This window comes from Micrococcus sp. (assembly GCF_034179925.1).
GTDB lineage: Bacteria > Actinomycetota > Actinomycetes > Actinomycetales > Micrococcaceae > Micrococcus.
Genome location: NZ_JAXFPG010000041.1, coordinates 1 through 17,186, shown reverse-complemented (window position 1 = coordinate 17,186; position 17,186 = coordinate 1). Strand labels below are relative to the sequence as shown.

The 17,186-nt window shown below is 69.6% G+C and carries 24 protein-coding genes; 2 read left to right on the top strand and 22 right to left on the bottom strand.

The window, feature by feature from the left end; genetic code table 11:
* Positions 1–1,064, bottom strand: a 1,064-nt coding sequence (ppk2, locus tag SPI96_RS08270; RefSeq protein WP_321081892.1) for a polyphosphate kinase 2, incomplete at its 3' end; no start/stop codon positions are given.
* 182 nt (positions 1,065–1,246) lie between these two features.
* Here ppk2 and SPI96_RS08265 point away from each other — a divergent pair.
* Positions 1,247–2,779 carry an amino acid ABC transporter substrate-binding protein/permease gene (locus SPI96_RS08265; RefSeq protein WP_321081891.1) on the top strand — a complete coding sequence of 511 codons (1,533 nt, stop codon included), beginning with the start codon at positions 1,247–1,249 and terminating at the stop codon, positions 2,777–2,779.
* Complete coding sequence (locus tag SPI96_RS08260) at positions 2,776–3,564, top strand: amino acid ABC transporter ATP-binding protein (protein ID WP_321081890.1); 789 nt, start codon at positions 2,776–2,778, stop codon at positions 3,562–3,564. The genes SPI96_RS08265 and SPI96_RS08260 overlap by 4 nt, the downstream gene beginning before the upstream one ends.
* 218 nt (positions 3,565–3,782) lie before the next feature.
* Here the strand turns inward: SPI96_RS08260 and rpsI are convergent, their stop codons facing one another.
* From rpsI to rplN, 21 genes are all read right to left on the bottom strand, one after another.
* Positions 3,783–4,271 carry a 30S ribosomal protein S9 gene (gene rpsI / locus SPI96_RS08255; protein WP_321081889.1) on the bottom strand — a complete coding sequence of 163 codons (489 nt, stop codon included), beginning with the start codon at positions 4,269–4,271 and terminating at the stop codon, positions 3,783–3,785.
* A gap of 41 nt (positions 4,272–4,312) precedes the next feature.
* The gene (gene rplM, locus SPI96_RS08250; RefSeq protein ID WP_321081888.1) at positions 4,313–4,756 is read right to left on the bottom strand and encodes a 50S ribosomal protein L13; all 444 of its coding nucleotides are present in this window, start codon (positions 4,754–4,756) and stop codon (positions 4,313–4,315) included.
* A 275-nt stretch (positions 4,757–5,031) separates the two neighbouring features.
* Entirely contained in the window at positions 5,032–5,949 is a 918-nt protein-coding gene (truA, locus tag SPI96_RS08245) for a tRNA pseudouridine(38-40) synthase TruA (protein ID WP_321081887.1), read from the bottom strand.
* Between the two features lie 115 nt (positions 5,950–6,064).
* On the bottom strand, positions 6,065–6,760 hold the full coding sequence (gene rplQ, locus SPI96_RS08240; RefSeq protein WP_321081886.1) for a 50S ribosomal protein L17: 696 nt from the start codon (positions 6,758–6,760) through the stop codon (positions 6,065–6,067).
* Positions 6,761–6,831: 71 nt separating this feature from the next.
* The gene (locus tag SPI96_RS08235) at positions 6,832–7,830 is read right to left on the bottom strand and encodes a DNA-directed RNA polymerase subunit alpha (RefSeq protein WP_321081885.1); all 999 of its coding nucleotides are present in this window, start codon (positions 7,828–7,830) and stop codon (positions 6,832–6,834) included.
* Positions 7,831–7,964: 134 nt separating this feature from the next.
* Positions 7,965–8,366 carry a 30S ribosomal protein S11 gene (rpsK, locus tag SPI96_RS08230; protein WP_321081884.1) on the bottom strand — a complete coding sequence of 134 codons (402 nt, stop codon included), beginning with the start codon at positions 8,364–8,366 and terminating at the stop codon, positions 7,965–7,967.
* A gap of 83 nt (positions 8,367–8,449) precedes the next feature.
* Positions 8,450–8,818 (bottom strand): 30S ribosomal protein S13, encoded by a 369-nt coding sequence (rpsM, locus tag SPI96_RS08225; RefSeq protein ID WP_321081883.1) that lies wholly within the window; start codon positions 8,816–8,818, stop codon positions 8,450–8,452.
* Between the two features lie 270 nt (positions 8,819–9,088).
* Positions 9,089–9,202, bottom strand: a complete 114-nt coding sequence (gene rpmJ / locus SPI96_RS08220; RefSeq protein WP_002857509.1) for a 50S ribosomal protein L36 — start codon at positions 9,200–9,202, stop codon at positions 9,089–9,091.
* 40 nt (positions 9,203–9,242) lie between these two features.
* Positions 9,243–9,464, bottom strand: a complete 222-nt coding sequence (gene infA, locus SPI96_RS08215; protein ID WP_224356596.1) for a translation initiation factor IF-1 — start codon at positions 9,462–9,464, stop codon at positions 9,243–9,245.
* A 205-nt stretch (positions 9,465–9,669) separates the two neighbouring features.
* A complete protein-coding gene (gene map / locus SPI96_RS08210; RefSeq protein ID WP_321081882.1) occupies positions 9,670–10,512 on the bottom strand; it encodes a type I methionyl aminopeptidase in 843 nt (280 codons plus the stop codon).
* 5 nt (positions 10,513–10,517) lie between these two features.
* Complete coding sequence (locus SPI96_RS08205; protein WP_321081881.1) at positions 10,518–11,132, bottom strand: adenylate kinase; 615 nt, start codon at positions 11,130–11,132, stop codon at positions 10,518–10,520.
* 33 nt (positions 11,133–11,165) lie between these two features.
* Complete coding sequence (secY, locus tag SPI96_RS08200) at positions 11,166–12,473, bottom strand: preprotein translocase subunit SecY (protein WP_321081880.1); 1,308 nt, start codon at positions 12,471–12,473, stop codon at positions 11,166–11,168.
* A 162-nt stretch (positions 12,474–12,635) separates the two neighbouring features.
* Entirely contained in the window at positions 12,636–13,088 is a 453-nt protein-coding gene (gene rplO / locus SPI96_RS08195; protein ID WP_321081879.1) for a 50S ribosomal protein L15, read from the bottom strand.
* Positions 13,081–13,305 carry a 50S ribosomal protein L30 gene (gene rpmD, locus SPI96_RS08190; RefSeq protein ID WP_321081878.1) on the bottom strand — a complete coding sequence of 75 codons (225 nt, stop codon included), beginning with the start codon at positions 13,303–13,305 and terminating at the stop codon, positions 13,081–13,083. The genes rplO and rpmD overlap by 8 nt, the downstream gene beginning before the upstream one ends.
* Positions 13,306–13,307: 2 nt before the next feature.
* Entirely contained in the window at positions 13,308–14,060 is a 753-nt protein-coding gene (gene rpsE / locus SPI96_RS08185) for a 30S ribosomal protein S5 (protein ID WP_321081877.1), read from the bottom strand.
* Positions 14,057–14,431 carry a 50S ribosomal protein L18 gene (rplR, locus tag SPI96_RS08180; RefSeq protein WP_002857498.1) on the bottom strand — a complete coding sequence of 125 codons (375 nt, stop codon included), beginning with the start codon at positions 14,429–14,431 and terminating at the stop codon, positions 14,057–14,059. Before rplR ends, rpsE begins: the two co-directional genes overlap by 4 nt.
* Positions 14,431–14,964: a 50S ribosomal protein L6 gene (gene rplF / locus SPI96_RS08175; protein WP_321081876.1), complete on the bottom strand. Its 534-nt coding sequence runs from the start codon at positions 14,962–14,964 to the stop codon at positions 14,431–14,433. Before rplF ends, rplR begins: the two co-directional genes overlap by 1 nt.
* Before the next feature lie 30 nt (positions 14,965–14,994).
* Entirely contained in the window at positions 14,995–15,393 is a 399-nt protein-coding gene (gene rpsH, locus SPI96_RS08170; RefSeq protein ID WP_321081875.1) for a 30S ribosomal protein S8, read from the bottom strand.
* A 72-nt stretch (positions 15,394–15,465) separates the two neighbouring features.
* Positions 15,466–16,041: a 50S ribosomal protein L5 gene (gene rplE, locus SPI96_RS08165; protein WP_321081874.1), complete on the bottom strand. Its 576-nt coding sequence runs from the start codon at positions 16,039–16,041 to the stop codon at positions 15,466–15,468.
* A complete protein-coding gene (gene rplX, locus SPI96_RS08160) occupies positions 16,041–16,382 on the bottom strand; it encodes a 50S ribosomal protein L24 (protein ID WP_321081873.1) in 342 nt (113 codons plus the stop codon). Before rplX ends, rplE begins: the two co-directional genes overlap by 1 nt.
* Positions 16,383–16,385: 3 nt before the next feature.
* The gene (rplN, locus tag SPI96_RS08155) at positions 16,386–16,754 is read right to left on the bottom strand and encodes a 50S ribosomal protein L14 (protein WP_321081872.1); all 369 of its coding nucleotides are present in this window, start codon (positions 16,752–16,754) and stop codon (positions 16,386–16,388) included.
* Positions 16,755–17,186 lie beyond the last annotated feature (432 nt).

Here is a 17,186-nt window from a genome sequence, read left to right as displayed (position 1 = left end):
GGCCCCCCCCGCCCCCCCCCCCCCCCCCCCCCCCCCGGGGCGGGGGGCCCCCGCGGGCGGGGGGGGGGGGGGGGGGCCCAGCGCACGCGGGGGAAGGAGCCTCCGGCGCTCTCGTCCACCTCGGACAGGGCCGACGCCGGCCCGCAGACCAGCGGGTCCGGGGCGTGGACGACCCGCGGGTCCTTGTTCGGGTAGGGCAGGGTGTGCAGCACGTGCCGGATGGCCTCCAGGCGCGCCCGCTTCTTGTCGTTCGACTTCACCACGGTCCACGGGGCGTCGGCGGTGTCCGTGTAGAAGAACATGGCCTCCTTCGCGCTGGTGTAGTCGTCCCACTTGTCCAGGGAGGCCAGGTCCGTGGGCGAGAGCTTCCAGCGGCGCACCGGGTCCGTCTCACGGGTGGCGAACCGGTTGAGCTGCTCGCTGCGGGACACGGAGAACCAGAACTTCACCAGGTGGATGCCGGAGTTCACGAGCATCCGCTCCAGCTCCGGGGTCTCCCGCATGAACTCGAGGTACTGCTGCGGGGTGGCGTAGCCCATCACGCGCTCCACCCCGGCCCGGTTGTACCAGGAGCGGTCGAACATCACGATCTCCCCACCGGAGGGCAGGTGCTTGATGTACCGCTGGAAGTACCACTGCGAGGCCTCGGCCTCCGTGGGCTTCTCCAGGGCCACGGTGCGGGCCCCGCGCGGGTTGAGGTGCTCGTTGAAGCGCTTGATGGTGCCGCCCTTGCCCGCGGCGTCGCGGCCCTCGAAGATGATCAGCACCTTCTGGCCGGTCTCCTTGACCCACACCTGCATCTTCAGCAGCTCGATCTGCAGCTCGCGCTTGCGCCGCTCGTAGACCTTGCGGGAGAGCTTGGTCTTGTACGGGTAGCCCTCGCGCCAGGCCAGCGGGTCCGGGGTCGGCAGCGCGGAGCTGCTGCCGAGCTTGCGTCCGAGCTCCCGGATCTCGTCCACCTCGGCGGCGTAGTCGTGGACCACGGCGAACGGCCGGGCGGCGGAGGCATCCTCCAGCTCGTGGGCCGGCGCGGGCTCGGCGGTGCGGGGCGTCTTCTCTGCCATCGGTGCGGGTCCTCCCAACGCGACGCCGTCGCGTCCTCACGACGGCGGGCCCCTCCTCTCGGGGGCCTGTGTCCATCGTAGGCGCGCACGACTCGGAAACACGCCCGACTCATACCGGCATTAGTATCCCTCCGTCGACGCGCCGTCCGGCCGCCGTTCCCGAACACCCGGCTGGAGGATCCATGACAGCCCCGCCTCTGTCCGCCCCCGTGCGCGTCAGCACTGCCCCCGCCCCCGCCCTGCCCCGACGGGCCGAGGAGCTGAGAGCCCCGGCCATGCGCGCCGTCGTCGCCGTGCTGGCCGCCGTGCTGGCGATGCTCGGCGCCTTCGCCGGCGCCCCTGCGGCCTCCGCGGCCGACGGTGTGGAGGGCAAGACGTTCGTCATCGCCACCGACACCACCTACGCCCCCTTCGAGTACCGGGGGGCGAACGGCGAGCTGCAGGGCATCGACATCGACCTGCTCAACGCGATCGCCGAGAAGAAGGGCTTCACGGTCGACTGGCGCTCCGTGGGCTTCAACGCCGCCCTGCAGGCCCTGTCCTCGGACCAGGCCGACGCCGTGATCGCCGGCATGTCCATCACGGACGAGCGCCGCCAGACCTATGACTTCTCCGAGCCGTACTTCACCGGCTCGATCACCCTGGCCGTTCGTGACGGCGACGACTCCATCCGCGACTGGGCGGATCTGCAGGGCAAGCACGTCGTGGTGAAGACCGGCTCCATCTCCGAGCAGATCGCCAACGAACGCAAGGACCAGTACGGGTTCACTGTCAGCGCCCTGGACCAGACCACCACCCTGGTGGAGTCCGTGCGGTCGGGCAGCGCTGACGCCCTGGTGGACGACTACCCCGTGATCTCCTACGGCGTCACGCAGGGTTCCGGCCTGCAGACCGTCGGCGAGCGCGTGGACACCGGCGACTACGGCTTCGCCGTGAAGAAGGGCCAGAACCCCGAGCTGCTGGCCGCGTTCAATGACGGCCTGGCCGAGCTGCGCGCCTCCGGCGAATACCAGCAGATCCTGGACACCTACATGGCCCCCGAGGGCGCCACCGCCGTGGACCGCTCCACGTTCTGGGGCCTGGTGGTCACCGCCCTGCCCGCCCTCATGACGGGCCTGGGCAACACCCTGCTGGTCACCCTCCTGGCGTTCGTGCTGGCCGTCGCGCTGGGCCTGCTCTTCGGGTTCCTGCGCATCGCCTCGAACCCGGTGCTGCGCTGGATCGGCACGGCGTTCGTCGCGGTGTTCCGCGGCACCCCCATCCTGGTGTGGGCGTTCTTCTTCTACTTCGGCCTGCCCCAGCTGATCGGCATGCCCGTGAACATCTGGGTGGCCGGTGTGCTCACGCTCGCCCTCAACGGCGGCGCCTACATCGCGGAGATCGTCCGGGGCGGCATCCAGGCGGTGGACCACGGCCAGACCGAGGCCGCCCGCTCCCTCGGCCTGCCTTACTCCACGACCATGCGCCGCGTGGTCCTGCCGCAGGCCTTCACGATCATGACGCCCTCAATGATCAACCAGCTCGTGATCATGCTCAAGGACTCCTCCCTGCTGCTGGCCATCGGCTTCGCCGAGCTGCTCTACCAGGCTCAGCAGATCTACGCCCAGAACTACCGGGTCACCGAGGTCCTGCTGATCGTGGCCGTCATCTACTTCGTCGTCATCACCGCCCTGACGTGGCTCGCCAACGTCGTGGACAGGAAGGTCAACGCATGAGCGCCCACCCCCTCCCCTCCTCCGCGCCCACCGGCGCCCCCTCCGGGACCGAGGGCGACGTCGTCGTCGAGGTCCGCGGCCTGACCAAGGCCTTCGGGGAGAACACCGTGCTCAAGGGCATCGACGCGGACATCCACCGCGGCGAGGTGATCTCCGTGATCGGTCCGTCCGGTTCGGGCAAGTCCACGTTCCTGCGCTGCCTGAACCGCCTGGAGGAGACCACCAGCGGCACCGTGCGCGTGGACCAGCACCGGCTGGGCGACCCGAACGTGGACATCAACGCTGTCCGCCAGGACATCGGCATGGTGTTCCAGCACTTCAACCTGTTCCCCCACATGACCGTGGCGGAGAACATCATGCTGGCCCCCATGGAGCTCAAGAAGGTCTCCAAGGCCGAGGCCCGCGAGGACGCGCTCACCCTGCTCGAGCGCGTGGGCCTGGCCGACAAGGCCGATGCCCGGCCGGCCTCGCTGTCCGGCGGGCAGAAGCAGCGCGTGGCGATCGCCCGCGCCCTGGCCATGCGCCCGAAGATCATGCTGTTCGACGAGGCCACCTCCGCCCTGGACCCGGAGATGGTCGGCGAGGTGCTGCAGGTCATCAAGGACCTGGCCGCCGAGGGCATGACCATGGTGCTGGTGACCCACGAGATGGGCTTCGCCCGCGACGTGTGCGACCGCGTGTTCTTCATGGACGACGGCGTCATCACCGAGCAGGGCCGGCCCGAGGACGTGTTCGAGCGCCCGCAGACCTCTCGCCTGCAGGACTTCCTCTCCAAGGTGCTCTGAGCCCGCCCCAGGGCCGAGACGACGCCCTGCCGCCCGCCTCCTCACGGAGCGGACGGCAGGGCGTTCTGCATGCCCGGGTAGCGCCTCCGGGCCATGCTGCCCGGACGGCTGCCCCCGCGACGCGCCCGGGCAGCACGAAGCCCCTGCTCCTCCGCGGTGGAGGACAGGGGCTTCGTGAGGTCCACACGGCGCCGGGCAGGCCCGGCACCAGCGGTGGATCAGCGCTTGGAGAACTGCGAGGCCTTGCGGGCCTTCTTGAGACCGGCCTTCTTGCGCTCGATGACGCGGGCGTCACGGGTCAGGAAGCCGGCCTTCTTGAGGGCCGGGCGGTTGTGCTCGCGGTCGATCTCGTTCAGGGCACGGGAGATGCCCAGGCGCAGCGCACCGGCCTGGCCGGAGGGGCCGCCGCCGTGGATGCGGGCGATCACGTCGTAGGCGCCGTTGAGCTCGAGCAGCGTGAAGGGGTCGGAGACCTCCTGCTGGTGGAGCTTGTTCGGGAAGTAGTTCTCCAGGGTGCGGCCGTTCAGCGACCACTGGCCGGAGCCGGGCACGAGGCGGACGCGGGCGACGGCCTCCTTGCGGCGGCCCACGGCGGAGCCGGGGACGGTCAGGGCCGGTCGCTCCGAGGCGGCGGGGGCCTCGGTGGCGACGGCGGACTCGGAGGTGTAGCTGGTCAGCTCCACGTCGTCGTTCTCGTTGATGCTCATGGTTCTCCTCAGGAAAGGTCTGCGTCAGGCGGTCGCCAGGGTCACTGGGCGACCTGGCCGATCTCGACGGTGGCGGGCTTCTGCGCGGCGTGCGGGTGCTCCGCACCGCGGTACACCTTCAGCTTGGTCAGCTGCTGCGCGGCCAGGGAGTTCTTGGGGAGCATGCCCTTGACGGCCTTCTCCACCGCACGCACCGGGTTCTTCTCCAGGAGCTCCGCGTAGGACTCGGACTTCAGGCCGCCCGGGTAGCCGGAGTGGCGGTAGGCGCGCTTCTTCTCGAGCTTGGCGCCGGTGAGGGCCACCTTCTCGGCGTTCACGATGATGACGTAGTCGCCCATGTCCATGTGGGGGGCGAAGGTCGGCTTGTGCTTGCCACGCAGGAGGGTGGCGGTGTGGGACGCCAGGCGGCCGAGGACGACGTCAGTGGCATCGATGATGTGCCACTGGCGGTCGGCGTCACCAGGCTTGGGAGTGTACGTACGCACGTTGTCTGCCTTCAGGGTCGGTGTCGGTCACAGCGGCCGGCGGCGGGTCGTGAGTCCACCGGGGCGCGCCGTTCAGTTCTCCGTGCGCACCGGGCCCCCAGGTGAGGGCTGGAAGGCGTCCGGGCCCGAGTGTCCCGGGGGTGCGGCGCGAGCTGAAGGCCATGCAACTGAGCCACTCGCGGCACGACGCATCCGGGTGCGGGCATGCGCAACGTCATCCCATGGTACCGGCTCCGGACCGGAGGGACAAAAGACCGCGGTCGGGCAGCGCACGCTCAGCGCAGGGGGGCTCGGCGCGCCCGCGTCCCCTCCGCCCGACGGCGCAGGGACGCCTCGTCCTCCGGATAGCCCACCGCCATGAGGGTGAGCCCCCGGGCCGGGGCCAGACGCACCTCGGAGTCCCGGGCCGGCGTCGCCAGGCGTGCGGCGACCCACCCCGGCGGACGCCGCCCCTCCCCCACCTGCAGGAGGGCACCGACGATCGAGCGCACCATCGAGTGGCAGAACGCGTCCGCGCGCAGCCGCACCCGCACCAGCCCGTCCGCACCCCGCTCCACGTCCGCCGCGAGCACCTGGCGCACCGTGGTCGCCCCCTCACGGGGCCGGCAGAAGGAGAGGAAGTCGTGCAGTCCCGTCAGCGTGTCCGCCTCCACCTGCATCAGACGCACGTCGACGCCGGCCTGGTGCCAGTGCGTCCCCTGCCGGGTGAGCGGGTCCCGGGTGGAGAGGCCGTCGCTGATCCGGTACTCGTAGTCCCGCCACAGCGCGCCGAAGCGCGCGTCGAACGCCGGCGACACCCGACGGACCCCATGCACCACGAGCGCCCCCTCCCATGCGGAGAGCACCCCGGTGAGCCGGCGCAGCAGCGCCTCGGCCGGGTCCAGCCCCGCCCGGCCCCGGGTGAGGGCCTCCCACTCGGCGGCGGAGAGGTCAAGGTGGACCACCTGCCCACGAGCATGCACGCCGGCGTCCGTGCGTCCGGCGACGACGGTCGGCACAGGCCGGCGCACGATCCTCGCCAGGGCCTCCTCGAGGGCACCCTGCACCGTGGGCAGTCCCGGTTGCGCGGCCCACCCGCGGAAGCCGCTGCCGTCGTAGGCCAGATCCAGGCGCACCCGCACCGCACCCTCCGGGGAGGCGGCGTTCCCGGGGTGCGCGGACGTCGTGGCTTCGGGCGGGGTCGGGGCGCTCATGCGCCCATCCTAGGAGTGCACCCGCCCGCCTCGACGGACGACGACGGGCCGCCGCCCCCGAAGGGACGACGGCCCGTCATCGATGCGGCCGCCCCACACGGGGGCGGCCCGAGCATCACTCGGCCATCTTCTGGGCGGCCTCGCCACCGGCGGGCTCGTAGCCCGCGGCCTTGGCCTCCTCGACGGTGGAGAACCAGACCTCAGCGGTGGTCTGGTCGTACCAGCGCGAACCAGGCACGTGGTACTTCTTCGAGCTGGAGTTGCCCTTGATCTGACCGGTCGAGCCCTCGCCGGCGGCGGCCTGCTCCGAGGCCTCCTCGACGGTGGTCTCCTCGGCGGCCGGAGCGGTCTGCTCCTCGACCACCGGGGCCTGCTCGGCGGCCGGGGCGGAGGCGGCGGCCTGCTCGGCCTCGGCCACCACGGCCTGCTTCGCGGACACCGGGTCCATGATCAGCTCGATCACGGCCATGGGCGCGTTGTCGCCCTGGCGGTTGCCGATCTTGGTGATGCGGGTGTAGCCGCCGTTGCGCTGGGCCATGGCCGGGGCGATCACGGTGAACAGCTCGTGCACGATCGACTTGTTCGTGCGGGACTTCGCCGCGATGATGCCCTGCACCTTGCGGCGCGCGGGCAGGTCGCCCTTCTTGGCGAAGGTGATGAGGCGCTCGGCGAACGGACGCAGGCGCTTGGCGCGGGTGAGCGTCGTGGTGATCGACTTGTGCTCGAAGAGCTGAGCCGACAGGTTCGCCAGCATGATGCGCTCGTGGGCCGGGCTGCCGCCCAGGCGCGGACCCTTGGTGGGGGTAGGCATGGTGTTTCTCCTCAGGTGGTCCCCGCCGTCGTACCGGGCGACGGGGTCAAGAATTCAGGGGTCGGTGCGGCTCAGAAGTCCGAGAACGGATCGTCGTCCATCTGACGCGCGTGGAGCTGGGGGTCGTACCCGGCCGGCGAGTCCTTGAGGGACAGGCCGAGCTCCGCGAGCTTCTCCTTGACCTCGTCGATGGACTTCGCACCGAAGTTGCGGATGTCCATGAGGTCGGCCTCGGAGCGGGCCACGAGCTCGCCCACCGTGTGGATGCCCTCGCGCTTGAGGCAGTTGTACGAGCGCACGGTCATCTCGAGGTCCTCGATCGGCTGCGCCAGGTCGGCGGAGACCTCGGCCTCGACCGGGTCGTCGCCCAGGTCGATGCCCTCGGCCTCGACGTTGAGCGCACGGGCCAGGCCGAACAGCTCCACCAGGGTGGAGCCCGCGGACGCCACGGCGTCGCGGGGCAGCATGGACTCCTTGGTCTCGACGTCGAGGATCAGGCGGTCGAAGTCGGTCCGCTGCTCCACACGCGTGGCCTCGACCTTGAAGGTCACCTTCAGCACCGGCGAGTAGATGGAGTCCACCGGGATCCGGCCGATCTCCGCGTCCGCCGACTTGTTCTGAGCGGCGGTCACGTAGCCGCGGCCGCGCTCGATGGTGAGCTCCATGTCGAACTTGCCCTTCGCGTTCAGCGTCGCGATGTGCAGGTCCGGGTTGTGGATCTCGACGCCGGCCGGAGCGGTGATGTCCGCAGCGGTCACGACGCCCGCGCCCTGCTTACGCAGGTACGCGACCACGGGCTCGTCGTTCTCCGAGGAGACCGAGAGCTTCTTGATGTTGAGGATGATCTCAGTGACATCCTCCTTGACACCGTTGACGGTGCTGAACTCGTGGAGCACGCCGTCGACGCGGATGCTGGTGACGGCGGCACCGGGGATCGAGGACAGCAGGGTGCGACGCAGGGAGTTGCCGAGGGTGTAGCCGAAGCCGGGCTCCAGCGGCTCGATGATGAACCGGGAGCGCTGGTCGGACACGACCTCTTCGGTCAGCGTGGGGCGCTGTGCAATGAGCACGGACATTTCCTTTCGGCGAGCGTCCGCCATATGACGCACGCGGGGGGTGGAAACGAGGACGGGGGTGGGGTCAGGTCGTGGACCTGTCCGCACCCGCCCCACGGACGGGGGCGGGTGCGGAGGCAGCGCTCAGATCAGACGCGACGGCGCTTGGCCGGGCGGGCGCCGTTGTGAGCCTGGGGCGTCACGTCCTGGATGGAGCCCACCTCCAGGCCGGCGGCCTGCAGCGAGCGGATCGCGGTCTCGCGGCCCGAGCCCGGGCCCTTCACGAACACGTCCACCTTCTTCATGCCGTGCTCCTGCGCACGCTTGGCGGCCTGCTCGGCGGCCATCTGGGCGGCGTAGGGGGTCGACTTGCGCGAGCCCTTGAAGCCCACCTCACCGGAGGAAGCCCAGGAGATGACGGCACCGGTCGTGTCGGTGATGGACACGATGGTGTTGTTGAAGGTGCTCTTGATGTGGGCCTGGCCCACGGTGATGTTCTTCTTGTCCTTGCGGCGCGGCTTGCGGACCGCAGAACGGCTCTTGGGGGGCATGGGGTTCTCCTTGCGGGAAAGCTGGTGATGAGGGTGCCTGCTACCGCGGGGGTCCGGCCGGGGCCGGGCTCACCGCGGGGGCATCACTTCTTCTTGCCGGCGACCGTCTTCTTCGGGCCCTTGCGGGTGCGGGCGTTGGTCTTCGTGCGCTGACCGCGCACCGGCAGGCCGCGGCGGTGGCGCAGGCCCTCGTAGGAGCCGATCTCCACCTTGCGGCGGATGTCGGCGGCGACCTCGCGGCGGAGGTCACCCTCCACCTTGTAGCTGCCCTCGATGTGGTCGCGCAGCTGCACCAGCTGATCGTCGGAGAGGTCCTTCACGCGGGTGTTCGGGTCGATGCCCGTGGCCGCGATGGTCTCCTCAGCGCGGGTCTTTCCCACACCGTAGATGTACGTGAGTGCGATGATCACGCGCTTCTCGCGCGGGATGTCAACGCCTGCAAGACGAGCCATGTGGCCGTCCTCCTGTTCCTTCTGCAGCAGGGGTCTGCACCAGGGACGTCCCGACGGGCGGGCCGGCGGGCCCCGCGCACCCCGTCCCGCGGCGCCGGGGAAGTTCCGGCGGAATCCGCGGCGTGGGAGCGCCGTCGTCGGTCTCCGGCCCCTGCGGCCGGAGGTCTCCCCCGCCTCTGCGGCGGGGGTGTCCTTGATGTGCGGCCGGGCTGGCCGTCTTCGGTGGTGTGGTCTGCGCTCGGACGTCGCCCCGGGAACCCCGGGGGGCGATCAGCCCTGGCGCTGCTTGTGGCGCGGGTTCGAGCAGATCACCAGCACGCGGCCCTTACGGCGCACGACCTGGCACTTGTCGCAAATCCGCTTCACGCTCGGCTGAACCTTCACGGCTCTTCCTCCTGCGTTCGCTTCGGATGGGGGGTGGTACTCACTTGTAGCGGTAGACGATGCGACCCCGGTTGAGGTCGTACGGGCTAAGCTCCACCACGACCCGATCCTCGGGGAGGATACGGATGTAGTGCTGACGCATCTTTCCGGAGATCGTGGCGAGCACGACGTGCTCGTTCTGCAGACGGACCCGGAACATCGCGTTCGGCAACGCCTCCGTGACCGTGCCCTCGACCTCGATGACACCTTCCTTCTTAGCCATGTCCTCCACAATCGTCATGCCCCGCAGCACACACTCAGGGGCGCCACGGGACGGGAACGGGACGACCGCGCGCGCCCCGATCAAGGATGCAGGCACGGTCAACATACGATGATACCGCATCGAGGGCCCGACCACCACCGTCTCCGGTGGTGGTCGGGCCCTCGTCTCCATGCCGTCAGTCGATCACGTCGACGACGGCGTCGGCTCACTGCCCCGGTGGAACGGGCACCACGCCGTGGCGGGCGAGCTCGGCAGCTCCGCCGTCCGGCGCCGAGAGCACCCAGAGACCGCCGGCGTGACGGCAGACCGTGTGCTCCCACTGGCTGGCCCGGCCGCCGTCCTCGGTCACCACGGTCCACTCGTCCTCGAGCGTGCGCGTGGTGATATCCCCGCGCACCAGCATCGGCTCGATGGCCAGGGCCATCCCGGGACGCACTCGGGGCCCCCGGTGGCCGGTGCGGTAGTTGAACACGTCCGGCGCCATGTGCATCTCGGAGCCGATCCCGTGGCCCACGTACTCCTCGAGGATCCCCAGCGGGGCCCCGGGGCGGCTCGAGACGAAGTCGTCGATCGCATCGCCCACCTCACCCACATGGCGGGCCATGGCGAACGCGGCGATGCCCACCCACATGGCCTGTCGGGTGATCTCCGAGAGACGTTCGTCCTCCGGGTCTGCAGTGCCTGCCTCGGAGGAGCCCAGGACCACGGTGCGGGCCGAGTCCGAGTGCCAGCCATCGACGACGGCGCCACCGTCGATCTTGAGCACGTCACCGGCGGCGAGCACACGCTCCCCAGGGATGCCGTGGACGACCTCGTCATTGACCGAGGCGCAGATGGTGGCCGGGAACCCGTGGTATCCCAGGAAGTTCGAGGTCGCCCCGCGCTCAGCGAGCACCTGGGCGAACACGGCGTCCACCTCCGCAGTCGTGACCCCCGGGGCAGCTGCCTCTACAGCGGCATCCAAGGCAGCGGAGAGGACCTCGCCGGCGCGCTGCATGACCTGCAGCTCGGAGACGGACTTCAGCTCGACAGAGCGCCGCGAGAACACAGGCGTCAGTCCTCCGACCCCGGCAGCACCGGCAGGGTGCCTGTGGCGGTGCGCACGGAGTACACGGCCTGCAGCAGGCGCTCAGTGACGTCGTCGATCTGGCCTGTGCCGTCCACCCGGGCCACGATGCCGCGGTCCACATAGCTGGCCACCACGGCTTCGGTCTCCTGGTGGTAGAGCTTCAGGCGGTGCTCGATGACCTCGCGGGTGTCATCGGCGCGACCCTCGATCTCGGCGCGCTTGAGCAGGCGCTCGACGAGCTCGGCGTCCGGCACCTCGAGCTCCACCACGGCGGAAAGCCGGTGGCCGGACTCGGTGAGCATGGCGTCGAGGGCCTCGACCTGGCCGGCCGTGCGCGGATAGCCGTCCAGCAGGAAGCCCCGCTCAGCGTCGGGCTGGGCGATGCGGTCGGCGACCATGCGGTTGGTGACCTCGTCCGGGACGAAGTCGCCATTGTCGATGTAGCGCTTGGCCTCCTGGCCCAGGGGGGTCAGGTTCTTCACGTTGTGGCGGAAGATGTCGCCGGTGGAGATGGCCACGATGCCGAGCTTGTCGGCGATGCGGGTGGCCTGGGTGCCCTTGCCGGAGCCGGGGGGGCCCATGATCAGCATGCGGGTCATCGTGTGTTCCTCACTCTCAGGACGGACGGCGGGTCAGCGCAGCAGACCCTCGTAGTGCCGTTGCTCCATCTGCGCGTTGATCTGCTTCACGGTCTGCAGGCCCACCCCCACCATGATGAGGATGGACGTGCCGCCGAAGGGGAAGTTCTGGTTGGCGCCGATGAGCACGAAGGCGATCAGCGGGATCATGGCCACGATACCCAGGTAGAGAGCGCCGACCAGCGTGATGCGGCTGATGACGTACTGCAGGTACCGCTCGGTCGGCCGGCCGGCGCGGACGCCGGGGATGAAGCCGCCGTAGCGCTTCATGTTGTCCGAGATCTCCTGCGGGTTGAACGTGATGGACACGTAGAAGTATGTGAAGCCGATGATCATCAGCAGGTAGACCGCCATGTACACGGGGTGGTCCCCGCCCACGAAGTACGTGCTCAGCCAGCTCACCCACGGGGCCGGGTCCGTGCCGTCCTGCGGTGTGTTGAACTGCACCAGAATGCCCGGGAGCATCAGCACCGAGGAGGCGAAGATCACCGGGATCACGTTCGCCATGTTCACCTTGACCGGGATGTACGTGCTGGAACCGCCCACCGTGCGCGAGCCGATCTGGCGCTTGGCGTACTGCACCGGGACCCGGCGCTGGGACTCCTCCACGAACACCACGGCCAGCATGGTCAGCAGACCCACGACCATCACGATCGCGAACACCCGCCAGCCCTGGGTCTGCAGCACCTGCCCGATGCCGGAGGGGAAGCCGGCGGCGATGGAGGCGAAGATCAGCAGGGACATGCCATTGCCCACGCCGGACTCCGTGATCCGCTCACCGATCCACATCACGAGCACGCAGCCGGTGGTCAGCACGAGCACCACGAGCAGCACCGTCAGCAGGGAGCCATCCCGCAACAGCGGCAGGTTGCAGCCCAGCAGGGCACCCGTGCGGGCCAGGGAGGCCATGGTGGTGCCCTGCAGCACCGCCAGGGCGATGGTCAGGTACCGGGTGTACTGCGTCAGCGTGGCCTGCCCCTGCGGGCCCTCCTGGTGGAGCTGCTCGAACCGCGGGATCACCACGCGCAGCAGCTGCACGATGATCGAGGCGGTGATGTACGGCATGATCCCGAGCGCGAACACGGACACCTGCAGCAGCGCGCCGCCGGAGAACATGTTCACGAACGAGTACAGACCGCCGGTGGTGGTGCCCGCGGCGAGGCAGGTCTGCACGGCGGCGTAGTCCACCCCGGGCGAGGGGACGAACGCACCCATGCGGTACACGGCGATGAGCCCGAGGGTCACACCGATCTTCCGCAGCAGGTCCGGCGTCCGGAAGATCCGGGCGGTGGCCTTGAACACGTGTCCTCCTGCAGCTGGGGATCGCCCGCTCCCCCACGGACGGAGGAGGGCGGGGTCCGCACGGTCTGACGGGCCCGTCGTGGGAGTCTACACACACGAACAAGGCCCCGGCCCGGAGGACGTGCTGTCCTCCGGGCCGGGGCCCTGCGGTGAGAGCGTCGGTCAGACGGTCTCGGTGGAGCCGCCGGCGGCGGCGATCTTCTCGACGGCGGAGGCCGAGAAGGCGTTCGCCCTCACCTGCACGGCCACGGAGATCTCGCCCGTGCCCAGCACCTTCACGGGCTGGTTCTTGCGCACGAGGCCCTTGGCCACGAGCGCATCCACGGTGATCTCCCCGCCCTGCGGGAAGTGCTCGGAGAGCTTGTCCAGGTTCACGACCTGGTACTCCGTGCGGAACGGGTTCTTGAAGCCGCGGAGCTTCGGCAGACGCATCTGCAGGGGCAGCTGGCCGCCCTCGAAGCCCGCACGGACCTGGTAGCGGGCCTTGGTGCCCTTGGTGCCGCGACCGGCGGTCTTGCCCTTGGAGGCCTCACCGCGACCCACACGGGTCTTCGCGGTCTTGGCACCGGGGGCCGGACGCAGGTCGTGGACCTTGATGGCGTCGTTGTCAGCCATTGTTGACCTCCTCCACGGACACCAGGTGGGGCACGGTGTTGACCATGCCCACGGTCGCCGCGTCGGCCTTGCGGGTGACCTGGTGGCCGATCCGCTTCAGGCCGAGCGAGCGCAGGGTGTCGCGCTGGTTCTGCTTCATGCCGGTGACGCCGCGGGTCTGGGTGATGACCAGGGTGGCGTCGGAGGGCTGGATGTTCTTGCGGGTGGGCTCAGCCATGATCAGGCACCTGCCTTCTGCACGCTCTTCTGGGCGCGATCGTTCTCCATGGTGCGCAGCATCGCATGGGGGGCGATCTCGTCCAGCGCCTTGCCGCGGCGGGCAGCCACGGCCTGGGGCTCCTCGAGCTTCTTGAGGGCGTCCACGGTGCCGCGCACGATGTTGATCGCGTTCACGGAGCCCATGGACTTGGACAGCACGTCGTGGATGCCGGCGCACTCGAGCACGGCGCGCACCGGACCACCGGCGATCACACCGGTACCCGGGGAGGCCGGGCGCAGGAGCACGACGCCGGCGGCATCCTCACCCTGCACCAGGTGCGGGATGGTGGAGCCGACGCGCGGGACGCGGAAGAAGGACTTCTTGGCCTCCTCCACGGCCTTCTGGATCGCGGCGGGGACCTCCTTCGCCTTGCCGTAGCCGACGCCGACGGTGCCGTCGCCGTCACCCACCACCACGAGGGCGGTGAAGGAGAACCGGCGGCCGCCCTTGACGACCTTGGAGACGCGGTTGATGGCGACGACGCGCTCGAGGAACGCGTCCTTGTCGTCGTCCTGGGCGCCCCGACGGTTGCGGTCGTCGCGACGACCGCCGCGGCGGTCCCCGTCACGTCCGCCGCGCCCGCCGTCGCGGCCACCACGGCCGCCGGCGGAGCGCTCAGTGGTCTGCGCCGCCGAGCCCGAGGCAGTCTCGGACACGGTGGTCTCAGCGTTCTCGGTCACCTGGGTGTCCTTCACGTTGTTGGTCTCGGTCACAGCTGCAGCCCTCCCTCACGGGCGCCGTCGGCCACCGCGGCCACACGACCGTGGTACTTGTTGCCGCCGCGGTCGAACACGACGGCCTCGATGCCGGCGGCCTTCGCGCGCTCGGCGACGAGCTCGCCCACACGCTTGGCCTTGGCGGTCTTGTCGCCCTCGAGCGCACGCACGTCCGCCTCCATGGTGGAGGCGTACGCCAGGGTGCGGCTCTGGGTGTCGTCCACGACCTGCACGAACATGTGACGCGCGGAGCGGTTGACGACCAGACGCGGACGGACGGTGGTGCCGGAGATCCGCTTGCGCACCCGGAGGTGGCGGCGGGTACGGGCGTTGAACTTGCCCTTGCCCTTCACCTTCAGAGTAGACATCACTTACCTGCCTTTCCGGCCTTGCGGCGGATCTGCTCGCCCGCGTAGCGCACGCCCTTGCCCTTGTACGGGTCGGGCTTGCGCAGCTTGCGGATGTTGGCGGCGGTCTCGCCGACCTTCTGCTTGTCGATGCCGGAGACGGTGACCTTGTTGCCCTCCACCGAGAACGAGATGCCCTCGGGGGCCTTCACCGGCACGGGGTGGGAGTAGCCGAGGGCGAACTCGAGGTCCTGGCCCTTGGCCTGCACGCGGTAGCCGGTGCCGATGACCTCGAGCTGCTTGGAGAAGCCGTTGGTCACGCCCTCCACCATGTTGCTGATGAGGGTGCGGGACAGCCCGTGCAGGGAGCGGGACTCACGCTCGTCGTCGGGGCGGGCCACGATGACCTGCCCCTCCTCGAGGGTGGCCGTGATGGGGGTGGGCAGCGTGTGCTCCAGCGTGCCCTTGGGGCCCTTCACGGAGACGCGGGCGCCGTCGATGGTGACATCGACGCCGCTCGGAATGGTGATCGGGAGACGTCCGATTCGCGACATGTCAGTTCAGCCTTTCTTCGGTCTCGTCCGTCACCAGACGTAGGCGAGGACTTCCCCGCCCACGCCCTTCTGGGCGGCCTGCCGGTCCGTGAGGAGACCGGAGGAGGTGGACAGGATGGCGATGCCGAGGCCGCCCAGCACGTGCGGGAGGTTGGTGGACTTCGCGTAGACGCGAAGACCCGGCTTGGAGATGCGGCGCAGGCCGGCGATCGCGCGCTCGCGCTGCGGGCCGAACTTGAGGTCGATGGTCAGCTTCTTGCCGACCTCAGCCTCCTCCTCGCGCCAGTCCTGGATGTAGCCCTCGGTCTTGAGGATGTCCGCAACGCGGGTCTTCAGCTTCGAGGACGGCATGGACACGGTGTCGTGGTACGCCGAGTTCGCATTGCGCAGACGGGTGAGCATGTCTGCGACGGGATCGGTCATGGTCATGTGGGCTTCCGCCCTTTCTCGCCGTGGTTTCCCGCACCGGTTCACCGGTGGGGGACCTGTGGCGTGGAGGTCTTACTGGTCGGTCTTGAACGGGAAGCCGAGCGCCTTGAGCAGCGCGCGACCCTCGTCGTCGTTCTTGGCGGTGGTCACCACGGTGATGTCCATGCCGCGCACGCGATCGATCTTGTCCTGGTCGATCTCGTGGAACACGGTCTGCTCGGCCAGGCCGAACGTGTAGTTGCCGTTGCCGTCGAACTGGCGGTCGGAGAGGCCGCGGAAGTCACGGATGCGCGGGAGCGCGAGCGTGACGAGGCGGTCCAGGAACTCCCACATGCGGTCGCCGCGCAGGGTGGCGTGCGTGCCGATCGGCATGCCCTCACGCAGCTTGAACTGCGCGATGGACTTGCGGGCCTTGGTGACCATCGGCTTCTGGCCGGTGATGGCGGTCAGGTCCGCCACGGCGCCGTCGATGATCTTGGAGTCCTTGGCGGCCTCACCGACACCCATGTTGACGACGACCTTGACGAGCCCGGGCACCTGCATGACGTTCCCGTACTGGAACTGCTCCTGCAGGGAGGCGCGGATCTCCTCGCGGTACTTGGTCTTCAGGCGGGGGGTGACCTTCTCGGTCTGCTGCACCTCGGTCATCACAGCTCCTTCCCCGAGGCCTTGGCGAAGCGCACCTTGACGGTGACCTGCTCGCCGTTCTTCTCGACGGTCTCGAAGCGGTAGCCCACACGGGTCGGCTTCTTGGTCTCGGGGTCCACCACGGCCACGTTCGAGATGTGGATCGGGGCCTCGACGACCTGCAGGCCGCCCTCGGTGGAGCCGTTGTTGTTGACGCCGGCGCGCAGGTGCTTGGTCACGCGGTTGACGCCCTCGACGAGCACGCGCTCGTCAGCGGGGAACACGCGCAGGACCTTGCCCTGCTTGCCCTTGTCCTTGCCCGAGATGACCTGCACGAGGTCGTCCTTCTTGATCTTGGCCATGGGTCAGATCACCTCCGGGGCGAGCGACACGATCTTCATGAAGCGCTTGTCACGCAGCTCACGGCCCACCGGGCCGAAGATGCGGGTGCCGCGCGGCTCGCCGTCGTTCTTGAGGATGACGGCGGCGTTCTCATCGAAGCGGATGTACGAGCCGTCGGGACGGCGGGACTGCTTGCGGGTGCGGACCACCACGGCCTTGACGACATCGCCCTTCTTGACGTTGCCGCCGGGGATGGCGTCCTTCACGGTGGCGACGATGGTGTCGCCGATTCCTGCGTAGCGGCGTCCGGAACCACCGAGAACACGGATGGTCAGGATCTCCTTCGCACCGGTGTTGTCGGCGACCTTGAGCCGCGACTCCTGCTGGATCACTTGTCTCTCCTAGCGTCGCGCCGGTTCTCCCCCACGATGGGCGAGCCTTGCGGAACGGTTGAACGGTCATCCCGGGACGCTTACCCCTCCCCCGTGGCGCGAACGCTCCAGGCCTCCGGACCGCACCGCATCTTCAGACAGCGGGCGGGCCGTGGCCGGGTCGACGCGCAGGGCAGGGCCGAGGCGGATCCGGGATCCACGTGCGTCTCCCTCGGCACGCAGGATGGATGGTCCTGCCAACAAAGGGCGCACGAATACCCCATGCTAACGCAGAAGGCCGCGCCCGGCCCGTGCACGGGGCGGCCAGACCCAGGGGGACCCCGCGGACCGGGCGGGGGCAGGCGATCCCGTGGCGCGCGCGACGACCGCCCCCACGCGCCCCCCCGGGGTGGCGGGCACGGGTACCCGGGGGGCGGCGGGGACCGCGATCAC